At 48.4% G+C, this 18,034-nt stretch carries 18 protein-coding genes; 7 read left to right on the plus strand and 11 right to left on the minus strand.

Annotation, left to right across the window (positions count from 1 at the left end):
* Positions 1 to 36: 36 nt before the first annotated feature.
* Positions 37 to 519 (minus strand): RNA pyrophosphohydrolase, encoded by a 483-nt coding sequence (locus F905_RS14055; RefSeq protein WP_005182032.1) that lies wholly within the window; start codon positions 517 to 519, stop codon positions 37 to 39.
* A gap of 183 nt (positions 520 to 702) precedes the next feature.
* On the opposite strand from F905_RS14055, the gene F905_RS14060 reads away from it, so the two are divergent.
* Both F905_RS14060 and F905_RS14065 read left to right on the plus strand, forming a co-directional pair.
* Positions 703 to 1,362: an HAD family hydrolase gene (locus F905_RS14060; RefSeq protein ID WP_005182034.1), complete on the plus strand. Its 660-nt coding sequence runs from the start codon at positions 703 to 705 to the stop codon at positions 1,360 to 1,362.
* 183 nt (positions 1,363 to 1,545) lie between these two features.
* Entirely contained in the window at positions 1,546 to 1,794 is a 249-nt protein-coding gene (locus F905_RS14065) for a DUF2789 family protein (protein ID WP_005182035.1), read from the plus strand.
* A 76-nt stretch (positions 1,795 to 1,870) separates the two neighbouring features.
* Here the strand turns inward: F905_RS14065 and ovoA are convergent, their stop codons facing one another.
* The 3 genes from ovoA to F905_RS14080 form a co-directional block, all read right to left on the minus strand.
* Positions 1,871 to 4,045: a 5-histidylcysteine sulfoxide synthase gene (gene ovoA, locus F905_RS14070; RefSeq protein ID WP_005182036.1), complete on the minus strand. Its 2,175-nt coding sequence runs from the start codon at positions 4,043 to 4,045 to the stop codon at positions 1,871 to 1,873.
* Positions 4,046 to 4,181: 136 nt separating this feature from the next.
* Positions 4,182 to 5,048, minus strand: a complete 867-nt coding sequence (locus tag F905_RS14075; RefSeq protein ID WP_005182039.1) for a LysR family transcriptional regulator — start codon at positions 5,046 to 5,048, stop codon at positions 4,182 to 4,184.
* 205 nt (positions 5,049 to 5,253) lie between these two features.
* Positions 5,254 to 5,490, minus strand: a complete 237-nt coding sequence (locus tag F905_RS14080; RefSeq protein ID WP_005182043.1) for a DUF2061 domain-containing protein — start codon at positions 5,488 to 5,490, stop codon at positions 5,254 to 5,256.
* Positions 5,491 to 5,747: 257 nt separating this feature from the next.
* Here F905_RS14080 and leuC point away from each other — a divergent pair, with 257 nt between their 5' ends.
* The 4 genes from leuC (at position 5,748) to leuB (ending at position 9,692) form a co-directional block, all read left to right on the plus strand.
* Complete coding sequence (gene leuC, locus F905_RS14085) at positions 5,748 to 7,181, plus strand: 3-isopropylmalate dehydratase large subunit (RefSeq protein WP_005182046.1); 1,434 nt, start codon at positions 5,748 to 5,750, stop codon at positions 7,179 to 7,181.
* A 75-nt stretch (positions 7,182 to 7,256) separates the two neighbouring features.
* The gene (gene leuD / locus F905_RS14090; protein WP_005182049.1) at positions 7,257 to 7,907 is read left to right on the plus strand and encodes a 3-isopropylmalate dehydratase small subunit; all 651 of its coding nucleotides are present in this window, start codon (positions 7,257 to 7,259) and stop codon (positions 7,905 to 7,907) included.
* A 101-nt stretch (positions 7,908 to 8,008) separates the two neighbouring features.
* Complete coding sequence (locus F905_RS14095) at positions 8,009 to 8,572, plus strand: hypothetical protein (RefSeq protein ID WP_005182052.1); 564 nt, start codon at positions 8,009 to 8,011, stop codon at positions 8,570 to 8,572.
* A 40-nt stretch (positions 8,573 to 8,612) separates the two neighbouring features.
* Complete coding sequence (gene leuB / locus F905_RS14100; protein ID WP_005182055.1) at positions 8,613 to 9,692, plus strand: 3-isopropylmalate dehydrogenase; 1,080 nt, start codon at positions 8,613 to 8,615, stop codon at positions 9,690 to 9,692.
* Positions 9,693 to 9,772: 80 nt separating this feature from the next.
* On the opposite strand, the gene F905_RS14105 is transcribed toward leuB, so the two are convergent.
* Both F905_RS14105 and infA read right to left on the minus strand, forming a co-directional pair.
* Entirely contained in the window at positions 9,773 to 10,168 is a 396-nt protein-coding gene (locus tag F905_RS14105; protein ID WP_005182059.1) for a hypothetical protein, read from the minus strand.
* Positions 10,169 to 10,331: 163 nt separating this feature from the next.
* A complete protein-coding gene (infA, locus tag F905_RS14110) occupies positions 10,332 to 10,553 on the minus strand; it encodes a translation initiation factor IF-1 (protein ID WP_001284370.1) in 222 nt (73 codons plus the stop codon).
* A gap of 230 nt (positions 10,554 to 10,783) precedes the next feature.
* Between infA and F905_RS14115 the strand changes: the two genes are divergently transcribed.
* Complete coding sequence (locus F905_RS14115; RefSeq protein ID WP_005182061.1) at positions 10,784 to 11,791, plus strand: AraC family transcriptional regulator; 1,008 nt, start codon at positions 10,784 to 10,786, stop codon at positions 11,789 to 11,791.
* A 140-nt stretch (positions 11,792 to 11,931) separates the two neighbouring features.
* Here F905_RS14115 and truA read toward each other — a convergent pair whose 3' ends face one another.
* The 5 genes from truA to asd all read right to left on the minus strand — a co-directional run bounded on the left by truA (position 11,932) and on the right by asd (position 17,907).
* A complete protein-coding gene (gene truA / locus F905_RS14120; protein ID WP_005182064.1) occupies positions 11,932 to 12,729 on the minus strand; it encodes a tRNA pseudouridine(38-40) synthase TruA in 798 nt (265 codons plus the stop codon).
* 18 nt (positions 12,730 to 12,747) lie between these two features.
* The gene (locus F905_RS14125) at positions 12,748 to 13,716 is read right to left on the minus strand and encodes an asparaginase domain-containing protein (protein ID WP_005182067.1); all 969 of its coding nucleotides are present in this window, start codon (positions 13,714 to 13,716) and stop codon (positions 12,748 to 12,750) included.
* Between the two features lie 46 nt (positions 13,717 to 13,762).
* Complete coding sequence (locus F905_RS14130) at positions 13,763 to 15,199, minus strand: hypothetical protein (protein WP_005182070.1); 1,437 nt, start codon at positions 15,197 to 15,199, stop codon at positions 13,763 to 13,765.
* A gap of 66 nt (positions 15,200 to 15,265) precedes the next feature.
* On the minus strand, positions 15,266 to 16,663 hold the full coding sequence (locus F905_RS14135) for a FimV/HubP-related protein (protein ID WP_005182072.1): 1,398 nt from the start codon (positions 16,661 to 16,663) through the stop codon (positions 15,266 to 15,268).
* Between the two features lie 125 nt (positions 16,664 to 16,788).
* Positions 16,789 to 17,907, minus strand: coding sequence for an aspartate-semialdehyde dehydrogenase (gene asd / locus F905_RS14140; RefSeq protein ID WP_005182074.1), 1,119 nt, complete (start codon positions 17,905 to 17,907; stop codon positions 16,789 to 16,791).
* Positions 17,908 to 18,034: the final 127 nt, after the last annotated feature.

Below are 18,034 nucleotides of genomic sequence, written 5' to 3' on the forward strand. Positions count from 1 at the left end.
GTCGTTTAAAAAATCTGCATGATCATACAGCTTTTTTCAGGCTTTCTTAGATGGCAATTGATGACATAATTCCACCATCGCCTTGCGGTACACATCGCGTTTAAAATTCACGACCTGACCCAGTGGGTACCAGTAACTGACCCACTGCCATTGATCAAACTCGGGCGGATCGGACAGGTTGAGCTGAATCAACTGGGCCGAGGCCGTGAGTTTGAGTAAAAACCACTTCTGTTTTTGACCAATACATACCGGATCGGAATCGGGCCGGATGTAACGGTGCGGCAAACGGTAACGCAGCCAACCTTTCGTTTGTGCGATAATTTGAACGTGTTCGGGCAGTAAGCCAACTTCTTCTCTCAGCTCACGATAAAGTGCCTGCTCAGGGGTTTCTCCATGCTGGATACCTCCTTGTGGAAATTGCCATGCATTGTGTCCAATGCGTTTTGCCCATAAAACCTGTCCAAAGTCGTTTGCCAAAATGATCCCGACATTGGGTCGGAAACCTTCTGAGTCGATCATTTGGCTACCTAAATATTCTGTAAATTATGCCTTTGCTTCCGGGGATTTTTATTTCTGTATCCAACACGAAAAAAAGCAAAGTTTAAAAATGTTAAAATTGCTATGATCTTAACGAATTTCTATCGACTAGCGGAGATAGATTTACAAATTTTTTCTTAAATTTCAGTTTTTACGAGTATTTTCATGAAATTGGCGCTATTTGATCTCGATCACACCTTGTTAAATACAGATTCGGATCATTCCTGGGGTGAGTTTTTAGTCAATGAAGGTCTGGTCGATCCGGTTCATCACCGCGCCATGAATGACAAATTTTATGAAGATTACAAAGCTGGCCAGCTTGACCCGATTGCCTATAACGAATTTGTATTCGAATTTCTGACCCAGCACGAGTCACACTACCTGACCGAACTGCATGAGTTGTTTATGCAAAAAGTGATTCGTCCACAAATGCGCCCGGAAGGTTTTAAGGCGATTCAGCGTCATCGTGAGGCCGGACATGCACTGGTCGGCATTACCGCGACTTCGGATTTTATTACTGCGCCAATTTTCCGTGAATTTGGCATTAGCGAAATCATTGCCACCAATGCCGAAGTGGTCGATGGCAAATATACCGGTAAGGTCATCAATACTGCCTGTTATCAGCAGGGCAAACTGGTACGTCTGGAACAGTGGCTGGCCGGACGTGAGGTGACCGAATCCTGGGCTTATTCAGATTCAATCAATGACCGTTTCTTGCTAGAATATGCAGACCACGCTATTGCGGTGAATCCGGATGATCGTCTGCGGGCCTTGGCGGTCGAGCAGGGCTGGGAGATTCAGGACTGGTCGATTGCTGCTGAATAAAAGCGCAGTTCATCTACACCAAGATCAGCAGACAGGGCCGCTATAACTGGCCCTGTTTTTTGTCTGAGCTGGTTGTCATCTATCTTGCAAATTTATGAAAAGGTGAATTTTTTTTAACAGCACTAGGATTTGCAGTTTTATATGCTATGGTGAAGACAAGAACAACAACAGGGAGATTCACGCATGCGCCAAACCCGACCAAGAATGACCAATCTGTTTGAACAACTGGGCCTGGACTCCAGCGAGCAGGCGATTCAAGATTTTATCGGCCAGCATCAACTGGCGGCGGAAATTCATATTATGGATGCAGAATTCTGGAGTGATGGTCAACGTCAGTTTTTAGCTGAAAAAATTGCCTCGGATGGGGAGTGGGCCATTACGGTCGACCAGCTGAATGAAGCGCTGCATGAAGACTCTGTGCCTCGCCGTTAAATCGTTCGTTCAAATCTCCAGATCATCAGGCCAAATCCGGAATTTGGCCTGATCCCTCACTTTCTTTTCTATCCATTTAGGCAATCCGTTCCCAGAAGCTGACCTGCGCATAGGTATGCTGAAACTTGCGCTGGGTTTCCCGAATCACAAAAGGGATGTCCTGCGGTTCAGTCATTAAACGGAAATGCGGCTCTAGCAAGGCTGTTAAGCCATCCAGACTGCTCCAGTTTTCGCCATCTTTTTTAAAGCCACCCAGCCATTCACTGCGGACAGTGTGTTCTTCCATCCAGGTATAGGGTGAGCTGAGCATCAGAATGCCGCCCATATTCAGCCGTGTATGAATCTGGCTTAAAAACTGCGCCGGATGATGCAGCCGGTCAATTAAGTTGGCTGCCAGAATAAAATCATAGCCTCTGAAAATCGCTTTAAGATTACAGGCATCACCCTGGTAAAACTGGACTTTGTCCCGGACCTCCGCCAGTCCAAGCTGGGCTAAATCACAGGCATGATAGTCTACCAGTTCACCTTCGGTGCAGATGCTGTAATGCAGGGTTTCGCCCTGTGCCAGTTTGACGCCGTTCTGGATAAAGCGCGCTGAAAAATCAATCCCGACCACTTCATCAAAATAACGGGCCAGTTCAAAGCTGGCGCGGCCGGTAGCACAGCCAATATCCAGTGCTTTACGTCGTGGTCTGTCGGCCAGCTGGGTCAGGGCCAGTTGCACCAGTGTCTGGGCAAAATTGGCCACGCCAAAATATTCACGGCCATACTGAAATTCCAGATATTCAGACACCAGCCGGTCGGTTTCATATTGTGATTGAATCGCCAGCGGCTCCTGATCAGAAACCACATAACGGAAACCGGCATGCTGGAAAAAATGCCGGCGAAAGGCATAGCGTGAGGCCAGTTCGGCTTCATTGCCGGCAGAAATCCAGGAACCGCCTTTGAGCAGATTATGCCGGCCATCAAAGGTCGGGGTGCTGAAATCATCATAAATCGGATGCACCACAAAACCGGGAAATGGATAAATCGGGGTTTCGGTCCATTGCCAGACATTGCCGCGCAGGTCATAAAAATCGCCATGCGGGAAGGTATTGACCGGACAGGAGGAAGCACCATAGGCCAGCGCCAGATTGGCAGGTGCAGACGGCTCATTTACGCCAGCCAGCTGTACCAGCCGATACCATTCCTCTTCGGTGGGCAGTCGTACTGGCTGACCAGTTTGCTTCGCTTTCCAGTGGCAAAAGGCTTTGGCCTCATGATAATTCACCTCCGCCGGCCAGTCCCACGGCATTGGTACTTCTTCGGTCAGCAGCCGGAGTGACCAGTCCGGCCCGTGTTTACGCCAGAAGGTCGGATATTTGGCCTGGGCAAAGCTGCGCCATTGCCAGCCTTCATCTTCCCAATAGTTTGCGTTCTGATAGCCGGCATCTTCAACAAAGGCCAGAAATTCCTGATTGCTGACCAGATAGCGGCTGGCCGCAAACGCCGCTACCTCTGCCTGATATTGGCCATATTCATTGTCCCAGCCGTAAACCGGGTCGTGCCGCTCCTTACCGAGCTGTACCCGGCCGGCTGCCACTGGAAGCAATGCATTCTCTGGTGCGGTGTTAGTCAGGATATTTGGCCGCCATGGTGGCTGTGTCTGGACATAGTCAAGGGCATGCTGGCGAATCAGCACGGAGGAGGTTTCCAGATGAATCCGCTCGTGTTCAATGCCCATCAGAATCGACCACCACGAATGCTGCCAGTCAATTGGCGTGCTCAGTGGTGCCTTTTCAATAATTTCCAGCACCGTGGCACGCACCTGATCGCGGTAGTGTTTGACCTGCGCGGGTGTCGGCCAGTCATAACGGCTGTCATCCAGGTCATCCCAGCTCATCTCATCCACACCCACCGCAAAGATGGATTCAAAATGTGGATTGATACGCTGTTCAATCAGTTTGCTGAGCAGCAGTTTGTTGATGAAAAATGTCGCGGTATGGCCATAGTAAAAAATCAGCGGATGGCGCAGCGCAATCGGTTTGTGATAAAAGGCCTCATCGCCGTTGAGGCAGCTAAACAATGATTCATAACAGTCAAAGGTTTGCAGAAAATACTGCTTGAGGGTGGCACGTAGCGTATCGGCCTGCATAACATCCAGCCGTGGACTGGGCTGTAAAGGCGGTGCACTGCCGGCTAGGCGCTGCTGGAGCGCCTGGGCTGAACTGAACGAAGGGGAATAGGCAAGCGGGGAAGTGGTCTGGTTCATCACTCTGCTCCTGCATCATTTTTATAAAGATCCTGGTGTCTTGTGCGGGCACCTTGTCTTTTCAAATTACGCCAATTTGGAGCAGCGTGCTGTTTTGTTCAGTAACTGTACAGAAGGATGCGACCGGTCGATGAACCTAGTCCGGCTGCTGCATAAAGTTAACCAGCGCCTGCGCCGCTTTGGACTGTGTGCGTCCCGGATGCCAGACCATGCCCAGCTGGCGGTTCATTTCCAGATTAATATCCAGCTGTTGCAAGTCCTGATTAATCAGGGTTTTCGGTAACACTGACCAGCCCAGTCCAATCGACACCAGCATGCGGATGGATTCCAGCGGGTTATTGCTCATGGTGATCTTCGGCTTCACGCCCTGTTTTTCAAACTCGGCCAGGGTAATCTGGCTGGTATAGGTCTGTGCTGCTGGTAGCAGGCTCGGGAACTGGGTTAAATCTTCCAGTTTCAGTCTTTTCTGCTGGGCCAGCGGATGAAAAGGCGCAGCCACAAACACCAGCGGATCATTCCAGATGGTGACATATTGCAGCCGGTCATCACCTTGCGGTGGCAGGGTTAAAAAGGCCAGTTCCAGATCACCGGCCAGCACCTGTTCATGCGCCTGTTCCGAATCGACAAAATGTACATCTAAGGTGACATCGGGGAAATCTTGGACATAGCGACGCAAATGATCGGGCAGATGATGCAGGCCAATATGATGACTGGTGCCAATTTTCAGGCGACCCTGCACCTGGCCCTGTTCATGGCTTAAAGTATGATGAATATCGCCCAGTTCATTTAGCCAGTTTTTGACTTTGGGTAACAGCGAATGCGCAGCATGGGTTGCCTGCACGCCACGGCCGGCCGACTCAAACAGCTTGACCCCAAAATATTCTTCCAGGCTATGAATCCGTTTGGTGACTGCGGGCTGGGTAATAAACAGCTGATCGGCGGCCAAAGAAATCGAACCGGTTTCCATGACTTTTACAAAAGCTTCAAATGCTGCAAGATTCATCGCAATCACCTATAAAGATTTTTTATGCTTAAAATTATTATTTAGAAATTTTTAGAATTAATCAAAGATTATTTTTCTATAAATTGAAGTTCAACAACCATAACTTGAATATAAATATTTTAAAAACAGTAATTTAAGTTATATTAAAATAAAAAAGATCATCCTGAAGATGATCTTTTGGGAGGAACACCGGGCGAAAAATAGGCTAGGCGGTGATTTCCTCTGTGCCGTCTTGTGCTTTCTTTTCCCACATGCGTTCATGAATAAAATAGGCCACCGCCTGTACTGTTGGTTCCAATAAGCTTAAGGTAATGGCCATCCACAGACTGCCGGTAACGAAATAGCCGACAAGCATGGCCACCGTAATGTGCATCACATAGTAGCTAAAAGTCTTTTTAAACATTCGCTGGTTGTTTGCGACAAAGTTTTGAATATGCGCCATGATGATGTTCCTCGTATCTACAATTCAGTGCTGATAACATCATCATAGTCAGTACGAATTAATTTGTAAAAACGAATATTTTGTAAAATTCAATCGGAAAATTGAATTTTTAATCAGATGTTAATCTGAGCAAAAATCAATTATATTTATTCCATAAAGTTTTTTAACTGATAAAAATGATAAATTAGATTTATGTAATTGTGTGGTTATAATCGAAATTAATGACAGAATTACCCAGTCCAGTGGAGCACATCGACATGGCAGGCGAAACCCAAAAAGCAAAAACATTATATGACAAATTGTGGGATGACCACTTGGTAAAACAGCGTGATGATGGTTCGGCTTTATTGTACATCGACCGTCATTTGTTGCATGAAGTTACCTCTCCACAGGCCTTTGAAGGTTTGCAACTGGCTGGCCGTCAGCCATGGCGTTTAAGTGCCAATATTGCGACTCCGGACCATAATGTACCGACCTCGAAAAAAGAGCGTGAGCAGGGCGTAGCCGGTATTGAAGATGATACTTCGCGTATTCAGGTGCAAACCTTAGACGATAACTGTAAGACTTTTAATATCGTTGAATTTGATATTAACGATATCCGTCAGGGGATTGCTCACGTGGTTGGACCAGAGCAGGGTTTAACCTTGCCGGGAATGACGGTGGTATGTGGCGACTCGCATACCGCGACCCATGGTGCCTTTGGCTGTCTGGCACACGGGATCGGAACTTCAGAAGTTGAGCACGTGTTGGCCACGCAATGTTTAATTCAGAAGAAAATGAAAAACATGCTGGTGCGCGTAGATGGTCAGTTGGGCCAGGGCGTGACCCCGAAAGACGTGGTGCTGGCGATTATTGCCAAAATCGGTACAGCAGGCGGTACGGGCCATGCCATTGAATTTGGCGGTCAGGTGTTCCGTGATATGTCGATTGAAGGCCGTATGACCGTATGTAACATGGCAATTGAAGCCGGTGCGCGTGTCGGTATGGTCGCAGTCGATGAAAAAACCATTGAATATGTAAAAGACCGTCCTTATGCACCAAAAGGCGAGCAATGGGATCAGGCTGTGGCGTACTGGAATACCTTGCATTCAGATGCCGATGCGCATTTTGATACTGTCGTGGTATTACAGGGTGAAGAGATTGAGCCGCAAGTGTCTTGGGGTACTTCACCTGAAATGGTCATTCCGGTTTCTCAGGCAGTACCAACTTTGGAACAGGCCAAAGATGAGGTACAGCGCAATGACTGGACCCGTGCTTATCAATATATGGGCTTAACTGCTGGTCAGGCTTTGGCAGATATCCAGCTGGATCGTGTTTTTATTGGTTCATGCACCAACTCGCGTATTGAAGATATCCGTGCTGCGGCAGATGTGATCAAAGGCCGTAAAGTGGCGCCAAGCATTAAACAGGCGATGGTGGTACCGGGTTCTGGTTTGGTCAAACAGCAGGCGGAAGCAGAAGGTTTGGACAAGGTCTTCCTGGAAGCCGGTTTTGAATGGCGTGAACCTGGCTGCTCGATGTGTCTGGCCATGAATGCCGACAAGTTACAGCCAGGCGAGCACTGTGCATCGACCTCAAACCGTAACTTTGAAGGTCGTCAGGGCAATGGTGGTCGTACCCATCTGGTCAGCCCGGCCATGGCAGCAGCAGCGGCAATTGCCGGTCACTTTGTGGATGTTCGTTCATTCTAAGTTTAAGCCCTCATCCCAGGCCGCTCCTTGCTGGAGCGGATGTGAGAGAGACTACGGATTCATTGGAACATAAATATGAAAGCTTATACCGTTGAACAGGGTATCGTTGCACCTTTAGACCGTGCCAATGTCGATACCGATTTAATTATTCCAAAACAGTTCTTGAAATCAATCAAACGTACCGGTTTCGGTGACAACCTGTTTGATGAATTGCGTTATTTAGATGAAGGCTATCCGGGTCAGGACAATTCAACCCGTCCTAAAAACCCAGATTTCGTCTTGAACCAGCCGCGTTATCAGGGCGCCAGCATTTTAATTTCACGTGCCAACTTTGGTTGCGGTTCCAGCCGTGAGCATGCGCCGTGGGCTTTAAGTGAATACGGCTTGCGTACAGTCATTGCCCCAAGTTTTGCGGATATCTTCTTTAATAACTGCTTTAAAAACGGCATGTTACCGGTGATTTTAACCGAAGCGCAGGTTGATCAGCTATTTAAGGAATGTGCAGCCAATGAAGGTTATCAGTTAACTATTGACCTTGAAGCACAGGAAGTCCGTACGCCAAACGGTGAAGCATTCAAGTTTGAAGTTGATCCATTCCGTAAGCATTGCCTGTTAAACGGTCTGGATGATATTGGTTTGACCTTGCAAGATGCCGATGATATTCGCGCGTATGAGGAGAAAACCAAAGCCGCGCGTCCGTGGGTGTTTGCGGAAATTCAAGCTTAAGTTATTTCGTAAATAGGCATAGCACGGGCGTCGAACTCTTGTTAACATTCAAGGCATAATAATTTAAATATTCTGCTTTTTGATGAGGTTGGGCTCGGGCTATGTTGAAGGTTTTTCGTCGGCTTGCTGTATTGGGGGGAGTGGCTACGCTGTTAACAGCATGTCAAACCTGGGATACAGCACGTCTAAAACAGGTAAAAGAGACACAGGCATCCCAATCCAATGCACGTATTTATTGTTCAGGTACCGAGCATTGCGAGTTTGAACGCTTGAACCGGGTCATGATCATGGATGCTGAAAGTCAGCGTCTGAGTCGTGAAGCCATCAAGCAGGGACTGGTGCGTTTGCAGGCAGATTCACTACGACAGCCTAATCCGCTGTATCTGTCGGTTCCGGCCAAACAGCATGAAGTGGTGATCCGGTTCTATCCGATTTCCCGTGATCAGGCCGAAACCCTGCACGTCATTCATCAGTTTAAGCCGCGTCAAACGTACACTTTTAAAATGTACCGTGACCGCAGCAAGCATAAAGGCAGTCTGCTGAATGTTTCGGCGCCAGAGCCGCTGTGTGTGGATCTTTTACAAAACCAGAAAATTATTCGACGTTTCTGCAAACCTTATAATGTCTTAAATGGACTGGGGGAATTTGTGGAACAGAAAATTTAGTCTCCACAGTCGTTGACTGCTACAGGAAATGGAAAAACTCATGTCAAAACATATTTTGATTCTTGCCGGTGACGGTATTGGCCCAGAAATCGTCACAGCAGCGGAGCAGGTGCTTACGCGTGTTAATGAAAAGTTCAATCTGGGCTTGACGTGGGAACAGGGATTGTTAGGTGGTGCCGCGATTGATGCGCATGGTTCGCCTTATCCGGATGTGACGTCTGAACAGGCGAAAAAAGCCGATGCTTTATTGCTTGGTGCAGTTGGTGGTCCAAAATGGGATACGATTGAGCGTTCGATCCGCCCGGAACGTGGCCTGTTAAAATTACGTAGCGAATTAAACCTGTTTGCTAACCTGCGTCCAGCGATTCTGTATCCGCAACTGGCTGATGCGTCTAGCTTAAAGCCGGAAATTGTATCGGGTCTGGATATCCTGATTGTACGTGAACTGACGGGTGGGATTTACTTTGGTCAGCCACGTGGTATTCGCGAGCTGGAAAATGGCGAGAAACAGGGCTTTAACACCGACGTCTATGCTGAATCAGAAATCAAGCGTATTGCCAAAGTGGCTTTTGAAATGGCCAAACTGCGTGGTGGTAAAGTCTGCTCGGTGGACAAAGCCAACGTGCTGGAAGTGACTGAGCTGTGGAAGCAGACCGTGACCCAGCTACATGCTGAACAATATCCAGAAATCAACCTGTCCCACATGTATGTCGACAATGCTGCAATGCAATTGGTACGTGCGCCAAAACAGTTTGACGTACTGGTAACCGGTAACCTGTTTGGTGACATCCTGTCTGATGAAGCAGCAATGCTGACCGGTTCTATCGGTATGTTGCCATCAGCGTCGCTAGATGAAAATGGCAAAGGTATGTATGAGCCATGTCATGGTTCAGCACCAGACATCGCTGGCCAGAACATTGCCAACCCGTTGGCGACCATCTTGTCTGTGGCAATGATGCTGCGTTATACCTTCCGTGAAGAAGCTGCCGCGAAAGCGATTGAAGATGCAGTGGGCAATGTGCTTGATCAAGGTTTACGTACGGCTGACATCATGTCTGAAGGCATGAATAAAGTGGGTACTCAGGAAATGGGTCAGGCTGTGGTTGCGGCATTGGGCTAAGTCTCGACAGCAAATCAAAAAACGCAGCTGCAGGCTGCGTTTTTTTATGGCTATTGAATAGCTAGGTCTAGATTCAGCGCTTAACAGGTGCGACCGCTATAGTGTACAGAGTGGGCAATATTCTGTTCCAGCCGGAACACAATCTGGCAGTGCAGGTTAACATCATAGCTGTTGGCTGGGCCAATGGGCGCTGGAATATGGGCTGGACCGGTGGCCGGGGCATTCGCTACAGGAATCGGAATGCTGATTGGGCGTATAACGGTGTAGGTGAGCGCCTGTGGGCTGATTTGTGGTGAACTGACCTGTTCGTAACCGAGCAGGCTTAAATCGAGCTGCTGGCGAATCTGCTGGCTGGACTGGCCGACAAATTGGGCCAGATAGGCATCACGTTCAGCTCGGGTACTGGACGGCGTGGTTACACAAGCGGAGAGACTGAACGCGAGGAGCGCCAAAGCAACGGAGCGAGAGACAAACATGCGCGATCTCCATTGAATAAAACTTCATTCTAGGCAAGGACAGCCTAAAAATATGTGTATATTCGATAAGCGGCAGATCTTGACGCCATTCTTGGCTGTTACGCAGCATCAGCAGCCAATAAAAAAGCCACTGTTGAAGGTGGCTTTTTGCTTGCGCTAAAACTTAGCGTGCACGATAGGTAATACGACCTTTCGTTAAGTCATAAGGCGTCATTTCAACTTTCACGCTGTCGCCAGTTAAAATGCGAATATAGTGCTTGCGCATTTTACCTGAAATATGGGCAATCACCTCGTGACCGTTTTCTAAACGTACACGGAACATAGTATTAGGAAGCGTTTCGGTGACAACGCCTTCGAACTCGATGAGTTCCTCTTTATTGGCCATAGCCTACCTGATGATCAAATTGGAAAGGCGCAAATTATAGTCAATTTTTTTGAAAAAATCAAGGTGAAACCCGCCGCAGATGAATCATCTGTCAGTAAAATAAGCGAACAAAACATTTAAATTTTTTCTACAAAAAAACGTGGTGGATGGTTGTCAGTTTGGTCAATCACAGTTAATCTAAAATCAATCTTTTTAAGTATAAATGAAGAACATACAAGGAAGGTCTTTGCGTGGGTCAGCTAACTGATGCATCGGTTGTATTGCGATTAGGCTACCAAGCGATTCGTCGTGCCGGTTTGCCAACCGAAGAAATATTAACAAAAGCAGGTGTCGCACTTAATCAGGTTGAGGCCAATGATCGTACGCCTTTGGGCGCGCAGTATGCGTTTTGGGTGGCGGCGGAAGAAGTCAGCCGTGACCCGGATATTGGTTTGCATCTGGGTGAACATTTGCCGCTCTATCGTGGTCAGGTGATTGAGCATCTGTTTATTTCTTCGGAAAATTTTGGTGAAGGTTTAAAACGGGCACTGGCCTATCAGCGTTTAATCAGTGATGCCTTTGATGCCAAACTGGTGATTGAAGATGACCGCTGTTATTTAACCAATGGTCAACAGCCGTGGGCTGACAATATTGTCAATCGTCACTTTTCTGAATGTGCCATGTCGGGCATTTTGCGTTTCTTCAAGTTTATTACCGAAGGCAAATTCCAGCCGCTGTATATCGACTTTAATTTCCAGCAGGGCGCTGCCGATGATGAATATTTCCGGGTCTATGAGTGCCCGGTCAGTCTGGGGCAGAATGAAACACGGTTGTATTTCGATCCTTCCATTTTAGAATACCCGCTGTGGCAGGCCGAGCCGGAGCTGTTGCAGTTACATGAGCAGCTGGCGCTGGAGAAACTGCAGGAACTGGCGCGTTATGATCTGGTCGGTGAAGTACGTCGGGCGATTGGGTCGACCCTAGAAAGTGGGGAAACCACATTGGAAACCGTGGCAGCGCAGCTGAATATCACGCCGCGTCGTTTACGCACCCAGCTGAGTGAGGCCAATACCAGTTTCCAGCAGATTCTCTCGGATTATCGTTGCCGTCTGGCTAAAAAACTGCTGGCCAATACCAATGAAAGCGTGGAGCGGATTGTGTATCTGACCGGATTTTCTGAACCGAGCACCTTTTACCGGGCTTTTAAACGCTGGACCAATGAAACACCGGTCGAGTACCGGAAACGTAAACAGCGTTAAGCATCTCCGCAGTCCCCCTTGATTAAAGGGGGATTTTTTTAGAGTTGCCGCTTGATGCAAGGGTGACTTTCGTTTTTAAAGCCTGGAAATGGCGGGGATAAAATCCTTCCTGGCTAAAAGGGAGGTAAGACGGAATACAATTATTCCGGCATATTCAGCCAATGCGGACCTAAAGGCACTTGAGGCAAGTCAAACTGCTCTGGATAGTGCGCCTGGATAAAGTACAGGCCATCGGGTGGGGCGGTAATACCAGCCGCTTTACGATCCTGTGCGGCAAAAATTGTATCAATATGGTCAATATCATACATACCTTGGCCAATTTCCAGCAGACAGCCCATGATATTCCGCACCATATGATGCAGGAAACCATCGGCCTGAATATCGAGCACCAAATAATGCCCGTGACGGATCAGGCGGCAATGGCTGACGGTGCGGACCGGCTGATTGGACTGACAGGCTGCGGCACGAAAACTTTCAAAATTATGCGTGCCTTCAAACTTTTGCGCGGCAGCAATCATCTTGTCGACATCCAGCGCATAGTAGGCATGGGTGACCTGTTTATGCAGCAGGGCCGGGCGCTGTGGATGGTTATAGACCACATAACGGTAGCGGCGCGCACAGGCCTTAAAGCGGGCATGAAAATCCATGTCCATAGCCTTAATCCACTGAATGGCAATGTCTTTGGGTAGCTGGCTATTGGCTCCCATCAGCCAGCCGCGTTCAGGGCGAATGGCTGCCGTGTCGAAATGTGCCACCATATTGGTGGCATGCACGCCGGCATCGGTACGGCCAGCGCCATGCAGGATAATCGGTTCATCGGCAATTTTGGAGAGGACCTTTTCCAGCGTTTCCTGCACGCTCGGGACGCCTAGTTGCTGGGTTTGCCAGCCCCGGTAGCGAATACCACAAAATTCAATCCCGACCGCAAAACGTTGCATATTCACCTCAAATTGGCCTTAGTCATACCAATGCTGTTGCCATTGTTCTCTGCGCGGGTATTGTAAATACATTTTTAATGCTTTTGCATACAGATCTGCATGTCCAAAGCCATCATTGACTAAAATTTTACTGTTCTGGATCCAGCTGCTGATCGCATAACGCTGATCCAATGGGCCAAATGGCACTTGGGTGGTCAGAATCACGGCACAATCTTGCGTCTGTAAGGACTGTAGCAACGTCAGGAGTGTTTCATTTACAGCCAGATTACCAGTACCAAAGCCTTGTAAAATCAGGCAATGCGGTGGCTGCTGGGCGATCAGTTTCAAATTGGCGAGCTGCTGCTCTAAACCAATCGGCTGCATCATCACACTCATGCAGTTGAAGTGTTGTGCTTTGTCCAGATCTGCAGCCTGTACCAAGTAGGCGGCTTGTTCTTTTTGATGTAAAGCACTGCTGGCGGCCTGACCCTGAAAAGCATCTAATTCAGTGGTGTGGCATTTTAAGGCGCTGCGACCATGGAAACATTGATGATGAAACGCCAGATACACGCCAACCGGCAATTGCAGCACCGATTCCAGGGCGAAATTCAGGTTATCCAGCGCATCGCTGAAGTCACGGGTGTTCTGTCCATCTATGGTCAGCAGTGGATACTGGCTGCCAGTCAGCACTACATGTGCAGACTGCGCGATAAAGTGTGCCAGCACGGCACTGGCATAGCTTAAAGTATCGGTGCCATGAATGACGACAAAATGCTGAAATTGTTGTAACTGCAGCTGCTGGATAAACTGCACCAGACGTAACCAGTCGGTCGCGGTACAGCGGCTACTGTCCTGAATCACCGGCGCCACAAAACATTCTACCGATAGATGCAGCGGTAACACATGACGCAGTTGAGGAAGAAACTGCTCTGCTGGCATGGGGCTGAGTGGCTCGCCGACACAGCCAAAGGTACCGCCCATATAAATTAATGCAATTTTTTTCATCATAAAAAAAGCAGCCAAGGATGACTGCTTTATCTTAGTGAGATTTACTTTAAGAAGCTATTTGATTGAGTAACTGCGTGGCGTGTTGCTGCTGTGCTGCAGAATAGTTTGCTTCTTTTTCTGCCAGCAGGGCACGGGCCGCATCATAGGCACCCAGCTCAATATATTGCTGAGCCAGCTCCAGATTCAGCTGGATTTCATTGACTTCGGCCAGTTCCGGGAAGGACTGAATCAGTGGATCATGCGGATCAACCGCGGTTGTCGCCACGGCAGCCATAGCGGGTTCTTCAACCATTGATGCTTCAGGCGCTGCTGCTGGTGTCGCTTCAATGGTTGGTGCGCTATCTAGGTCAAACTGGAATAGCGGTGCAGTGTCTACTGGTGCGGTAACTGCAGGCTCTACCGGCTGTTCAGCCACCGGTGTAGGACTGATCGAGAAATCAAAATTAAAGTCTGATTTTTCTTCCGCAGGTGGGGTGGTGACGGCCGGTGTGGTCGCAGGTGCGGCTTCAGTTGCAGTCTTTTCCAGCTCAAACGAGAAATCCAGTGCCTGAGGTTCTTGTGCAGCCGGAGTCGCTGGCTCAACTGGTGTTACTGGTGCAGCTTGGGTTGGTGTAGGTTCCAGTTCAAACGAAAAATCTAATGCCTGAGGTTCCTGCGCTGCTGCAGGAGCTGGTTCGACCGGTGTAGCTGCTTGTGTGCTAGCAGCCGAGTCAAAAGACAGGTTGAATTCAAGAGGTTGGACCTCTTCTGTTTTTGCTGGCGCAGGGGTGTTAATAGGCGCAGCCGAGGTGCTTGGGGTAAATTCCAGATCTGGTACCGGAGCGCTTTCAGTTTTTGCGATTGGCGTTTCGGTTTTGAGTGACTGTTGTAACTGGTCAAATGACGTGTTGGCTGTACTTGAACTGCTGGATTGAATCAGTGCATCAAAATCCGCAGGGGTTTGTGTTTTTGCGCTAACTGGTGTTTCAGAAAATGCTGCAGTAGTTGGCGCTGCAGAGGCCGGTGTTTCTTCTTTGGTTTGAGAGGCTTTCTGGGCTTCGATTCTGGCTTCAGCCTGAACCAGAATATCTTCCAATCCCAGATTTTTCAGATGATCCAGCAATTGGCGGGTGGCAAATTCATCTTTTTGGGTCAGATGCACATCCAGTAACAGCAGATACAGCTCATGCAACGACGGGTCGCGTTTCAGGGCCTGATTAATCTGCGCTTCGGCCGAGAAAAAGTTACGGTCACGAATCTGGGTTTCAATGGTCTGGCGTAAATCTGCCGGAAGTGGTGTGCTTCCTTGTGGTTCGGCAACAGGCTCGGCCACTACAGTGCTTTTAACCGTAGTTTTTTTCGTAGTGGTGCTTTTTTTGGCCTTGGTTTTACTGGCTGCAGCCGGTTTTTTTGCTGCTGGTTCGGATTCTTTATTGGCCTCACGCTTTTTTAACACCAGCGCGATGACCAGTAACAAAATAAATGGAATCACATAAATCAGCATGTTGCTACCCCTTAGGCAGAGAGGGATAAACCATCTCTCCTGAAAAAAATCATGTTGAGTAATACGTTAGAGTTTTGGCTTATTTTCGGCTTGTTGCTTTTTCAACTGTTGTTGCAATTCAGCAAGACGCGCATTGAGTAATTGAATTCTTTGATCCTTCTGACTTAATGCCAATTCTAACTGTGTTACGTTTCTCTGTAATTTAACGGTTTTCTCACGCGCTGTCATAACTTTTAGTGACAACTCTTCTGAGGTTTGCGCGCTTTTTGTGTTCTTTTTGGCAGAACCTTGGGCAGAATCTTGCTGATTTTCTGCCACCAGACTCATTTCGGCCTGACTGATCCGGTATTTGGCCTTGCCAGACTGGCGTGAAGGCTGGGTTACCGGGATTGGCATGGTCTTTTTCGCGGCTTTTTGCCCGCTACTGACGGCCTGTAAATTCAAGGTTGCACCGCGGCGTAAACGGTTGGCATCGCCCTGAATAAAGGCATGTTCATTGTGGGCTTTAATCTGTTGCATCACTTCGCCGACTGGCTGCTGGTTCTCTGCGGCAATACGTGAGGCAATGGCCCATAGCGATTCATTGGATTGCACCACATGCCGTGCTGTGGTTGATGCTGGCGCAGATGGAGCTGGCGCTTTGGGTGCTGTAACCGGTGCCTGTTGTTGCTGCGCTTTTAACTGCTCGGCATATTTCTTGACCAGCGGATCTGCTGAAACCGGGGCAGATGTATTTACGGCAGCTGTGTTGCCCGCGTTATTTGTAGAGGCCGGTTGAGCTGATGTCGCCGGAGTTGATGGCGTAACCGCTGACACAGGGCTTGCAGCCGGCTGTGCTGCTGCGCTGACAGCTGGTGTGGTTGATGGACTTAAAGCCGGTGGCGGGCTGGCTTGAATCGCCAGGGGTGCTTCTACACTGCGCGTGGTGCTGGCAGGTGCAGTGGCTGCGGTATAGGCGGTACTGGTCGGCAAGTTTAAGGCAATGTCCCGTTCATTCACGACCATAACCGGGGTTAGTGGCTGCTCTTTCGGTTGCAGCTGCGCGCGTTGTTCTGCCAGGGTACTGCGTTTTAGTGAGGTTTTAATATGCTGTAAACGCGTGGCCGAGCCTTCACGAATTTTGACCACAATATTCAATTCGGTATCGGTCAGTGGCCGAGATGAGGTAATGGTAATGACCCCGTTGCCAGCACCGTCACGTCGGGTAAAGAAATTTAAATGACCCGGTGGACGATGGCTGGCACCAATGGCCATCAAATCTTCTGCCGAGGCCAGACTGACTTCAATCGGCGCATTGACATTGGACTGACGGAAGTTCATTTCAGCATACAGCAATTCCCCAGGTGCTGACTGAATCTGAACAGGATCGACATTAATCGCATGAATATGTTGTGAGGCAAGAATAGCTAAAATCGCGATCTTTAATTTGTTATATACGGTCATCTTAATCGTTAGCTCGGTCATTTATCGCATAGCGAAAAGAATAGATTAGCGAGTTGTAAGTCGATTGTAAAATATTTACAGGCTAGTTACATAAAAAGCCGATCTTTTCAGATCGGCTTTTTGTAATTTACTTTTGCTTAAAAGGCTTACGCGTTTTTGTAGTCAATTAAGATGCGTAGCATACGGCGTAACGGTTCTGCCGCACCCCACAGTAACTGGTCACCGACGGTGAACGCGCCCAGGTATTCTTTACCCATGTTCAGCTTGCGTAAACGGCCCACAGGAACAGTTAAGGTACCGGTTACTGCAACAGGCGTTAAATCTGTCATTGAGGCTTCACGGGTATTTGGTACCACTTTCGACCAGTCATTGGCACTGGCGATGATATCTTCGATTTCATCCAGAGGTACATCTTTACGCAGTTTCAGGGTAAGGGCCTGAGAGTGACAACGCATGGCACCAATACGGACACAGTGACCATCAATTGGTACGATTTGCTGGTTGCCTAAAATCTTGTTGGTTTCAGACTGACCTTTCCATTCTTCTTTCGACTGGCCATTTTCCAGCTGTTTGTCGATATATGGAATTAAAGAGCCAGCAAGCGGTACACCAAAGTTGGCTGACGGGAAACCTTCGCCACGTTGCAGTTCAGCAATTTTAGAGTCGATGTCCAGAATTGGAGAGCGTGGGTCATCCAGCAGTTCTTTGGTGTTGTTATACAGGTAGCCCATACCGGTGATCAGTTCACGCATGTTCTGCGCGCCCGCACCCGAAGCTGCCTGATAAGTCATCGAGGTTGCCCATTCCACCAGATTGTTCTGGAACAGACCGCCTAAGCCCATCAACATGAGTGAAACCGTACAGTTACCGCCAACAAATGTTTTGGTGCCTTTCACCAGACCGTCTTTAATCACGTTCATGTTCACCGGATCAAGTACGATAATCGCTTCATCATCCATACGCAGGGTAGATGCTGCATCAATCCAGTAACCGTTCCAGCCTTCGGCTTTCAGTTTCGGGAACACGTCGGAGGTATAGTCGCCACCTTGACAGGTAATAATGACATCCATTTGCTTCAGACTGTTAATGTCCGTTGCATCCATAAGTGCTGGGGCAGTTTTACCGCCAAACGCTGGTGCTTCACCACCGGCATTACTGGTAGAGAAATAAAATGGCTCAAAATGAGCAAAATCATTCTCTTCAACCATACGTTGCATAAGGACGGAACCTACCATCCCGCGCCAACCGACCAGACCTACTTTCATGTCACTTTGCCTCGGTGCGTAAAAAAACAAAAAGGAGTATGAGTGTATCAAAAGGGGACACAACTGCAAGCTCTACATAATCAAAACATCATTATTATTGAGTGAAATAACTTGTTTGTGTTACATA

Origin of the sequence: Acinetobacter sp. CIP 53.82 (assembly GCF_000369465.1) — a bacterium.
GTDB classification, from domain to species: domain Bacteria; phylum Pseudomonadota; class Gammaproteobacteria; order Pseudomonadales; family Moraxellaceae; genus Acinetobacter; species Acinetobacter indicus.

Bases quoted from the DNA above. Each gene is read 5' to 3' on its own strand.
- F905_RS14055 (WP_005182032.1), bottom strand. From the start codon at position 519: ATGATCGACTCAGAAGGTTTCCGACCCAATGTCGGGATCATTTTGGCA.
- F905_RS14060 (WP_005182034.1), top strand. From the start codon at position 703: ATGAAATTGGCGCTATTTGATCTCGATCACACCTTGTTAAATACAGAT.
- F905_RS14065 (WP_005182035.1), top strand. From the start codon at position 1,546: ATGCGCCAAACCCGACCAAGAATGACCAATCTGTTTGAACAACTGGGC.
- ovoA (WP_005182036.1), bottom strand. From the start codon at position 4,045: ATGAACCAGACCACTTCCCCGCTTGCCTATTCCCCTTCGTTCAGTTCA.
- F905_RS14075 (WP_005182039.1), bottom strand. From the start codon at position 5,048: ATGAATCTTGCAGCATTTGAAGCTTTTGTAAAAGTCATGGAAACCGGT.
- F905_RS14080 (WP_005182043.1), bottom strand. From the start codon at position 5,490: ATGGCGCATATTCAAAACTTTGTCGCAAACAACCAGCGAATGTTTAAA.
- leuC (WP_005182046.1), top strand. From the start codon at position 5,748: ATGGCAGGCGAAACCCAAAAAGCAAAAACATTATATGACAAATTGTGG.
- leuD (WP_005182049.1), top strand. From the start codon at position 7,257: ATGAAAGCTTATACCGTTGAACAGGGTATCGTTGCACCTTTAGACCGT.
- F905_RS14095 (WP_005182052.1), top strand. From the start codon at position 8,009: ATGTTGAAGGTTTTTCGTCGGCTTGCTGTATTGGGGGGAGTGGCTACG.
- leuB (WP_005182055.1), top strand. From the start codon at position 8,613: ATGTCAAAACATATTTTGATTCTTGCCGGTGACGGTATTGGCCCAGAA.
- F905_RS14105 (WP_005182059.1), bottom strand. From the start codon at position 10,168: ATGTTTGTCTCTCGCTCCGTTGCTTTGGCGCTCCTCGCGTTCAGTCTC.
- infA (WP_001284370.1), bottom strand. From the start codon at position 10,553: ATGGCCAATAAAGAGGAACTCATCGAGTTCGAAGGCGTTGTCACCGAA.
- truA (WP_005182064.1), bottom strand. From the start codon at position 12,729: ATGCAACGTTTTGCGGTCGGGATTGAATTTTGTGGTATTCGCTACCGG.
- F905_RS14125 (WP_005182067.1), bottom strand. From the start codon at position 13,716: ATGATGAAAAAAATTGCATTAATTTATATGGGCGGTACCTTTGGCTGT.
- F905_RS14130 (WP_005182070.1), bottom strand. From the start codon at position 15,199: ATGCTGATTTATGTGATTCCATTTATTTTGTTACTGGTCATCGCGCTG.
- F905_RS14135 (WP_005182072.1), bottom strand. From the start codon at position 16,663: ATGACCGAGCTAACGATTAAGATGACCGTATATAACAAATTAAAGATC.
- asd (WP_005182074.1), bottom strand. From the start codon at position 17,907: ATGAAAGTAGGTCTGGTCGGTTGGCGCGGGATGGTAGGTTCCGTCCTT.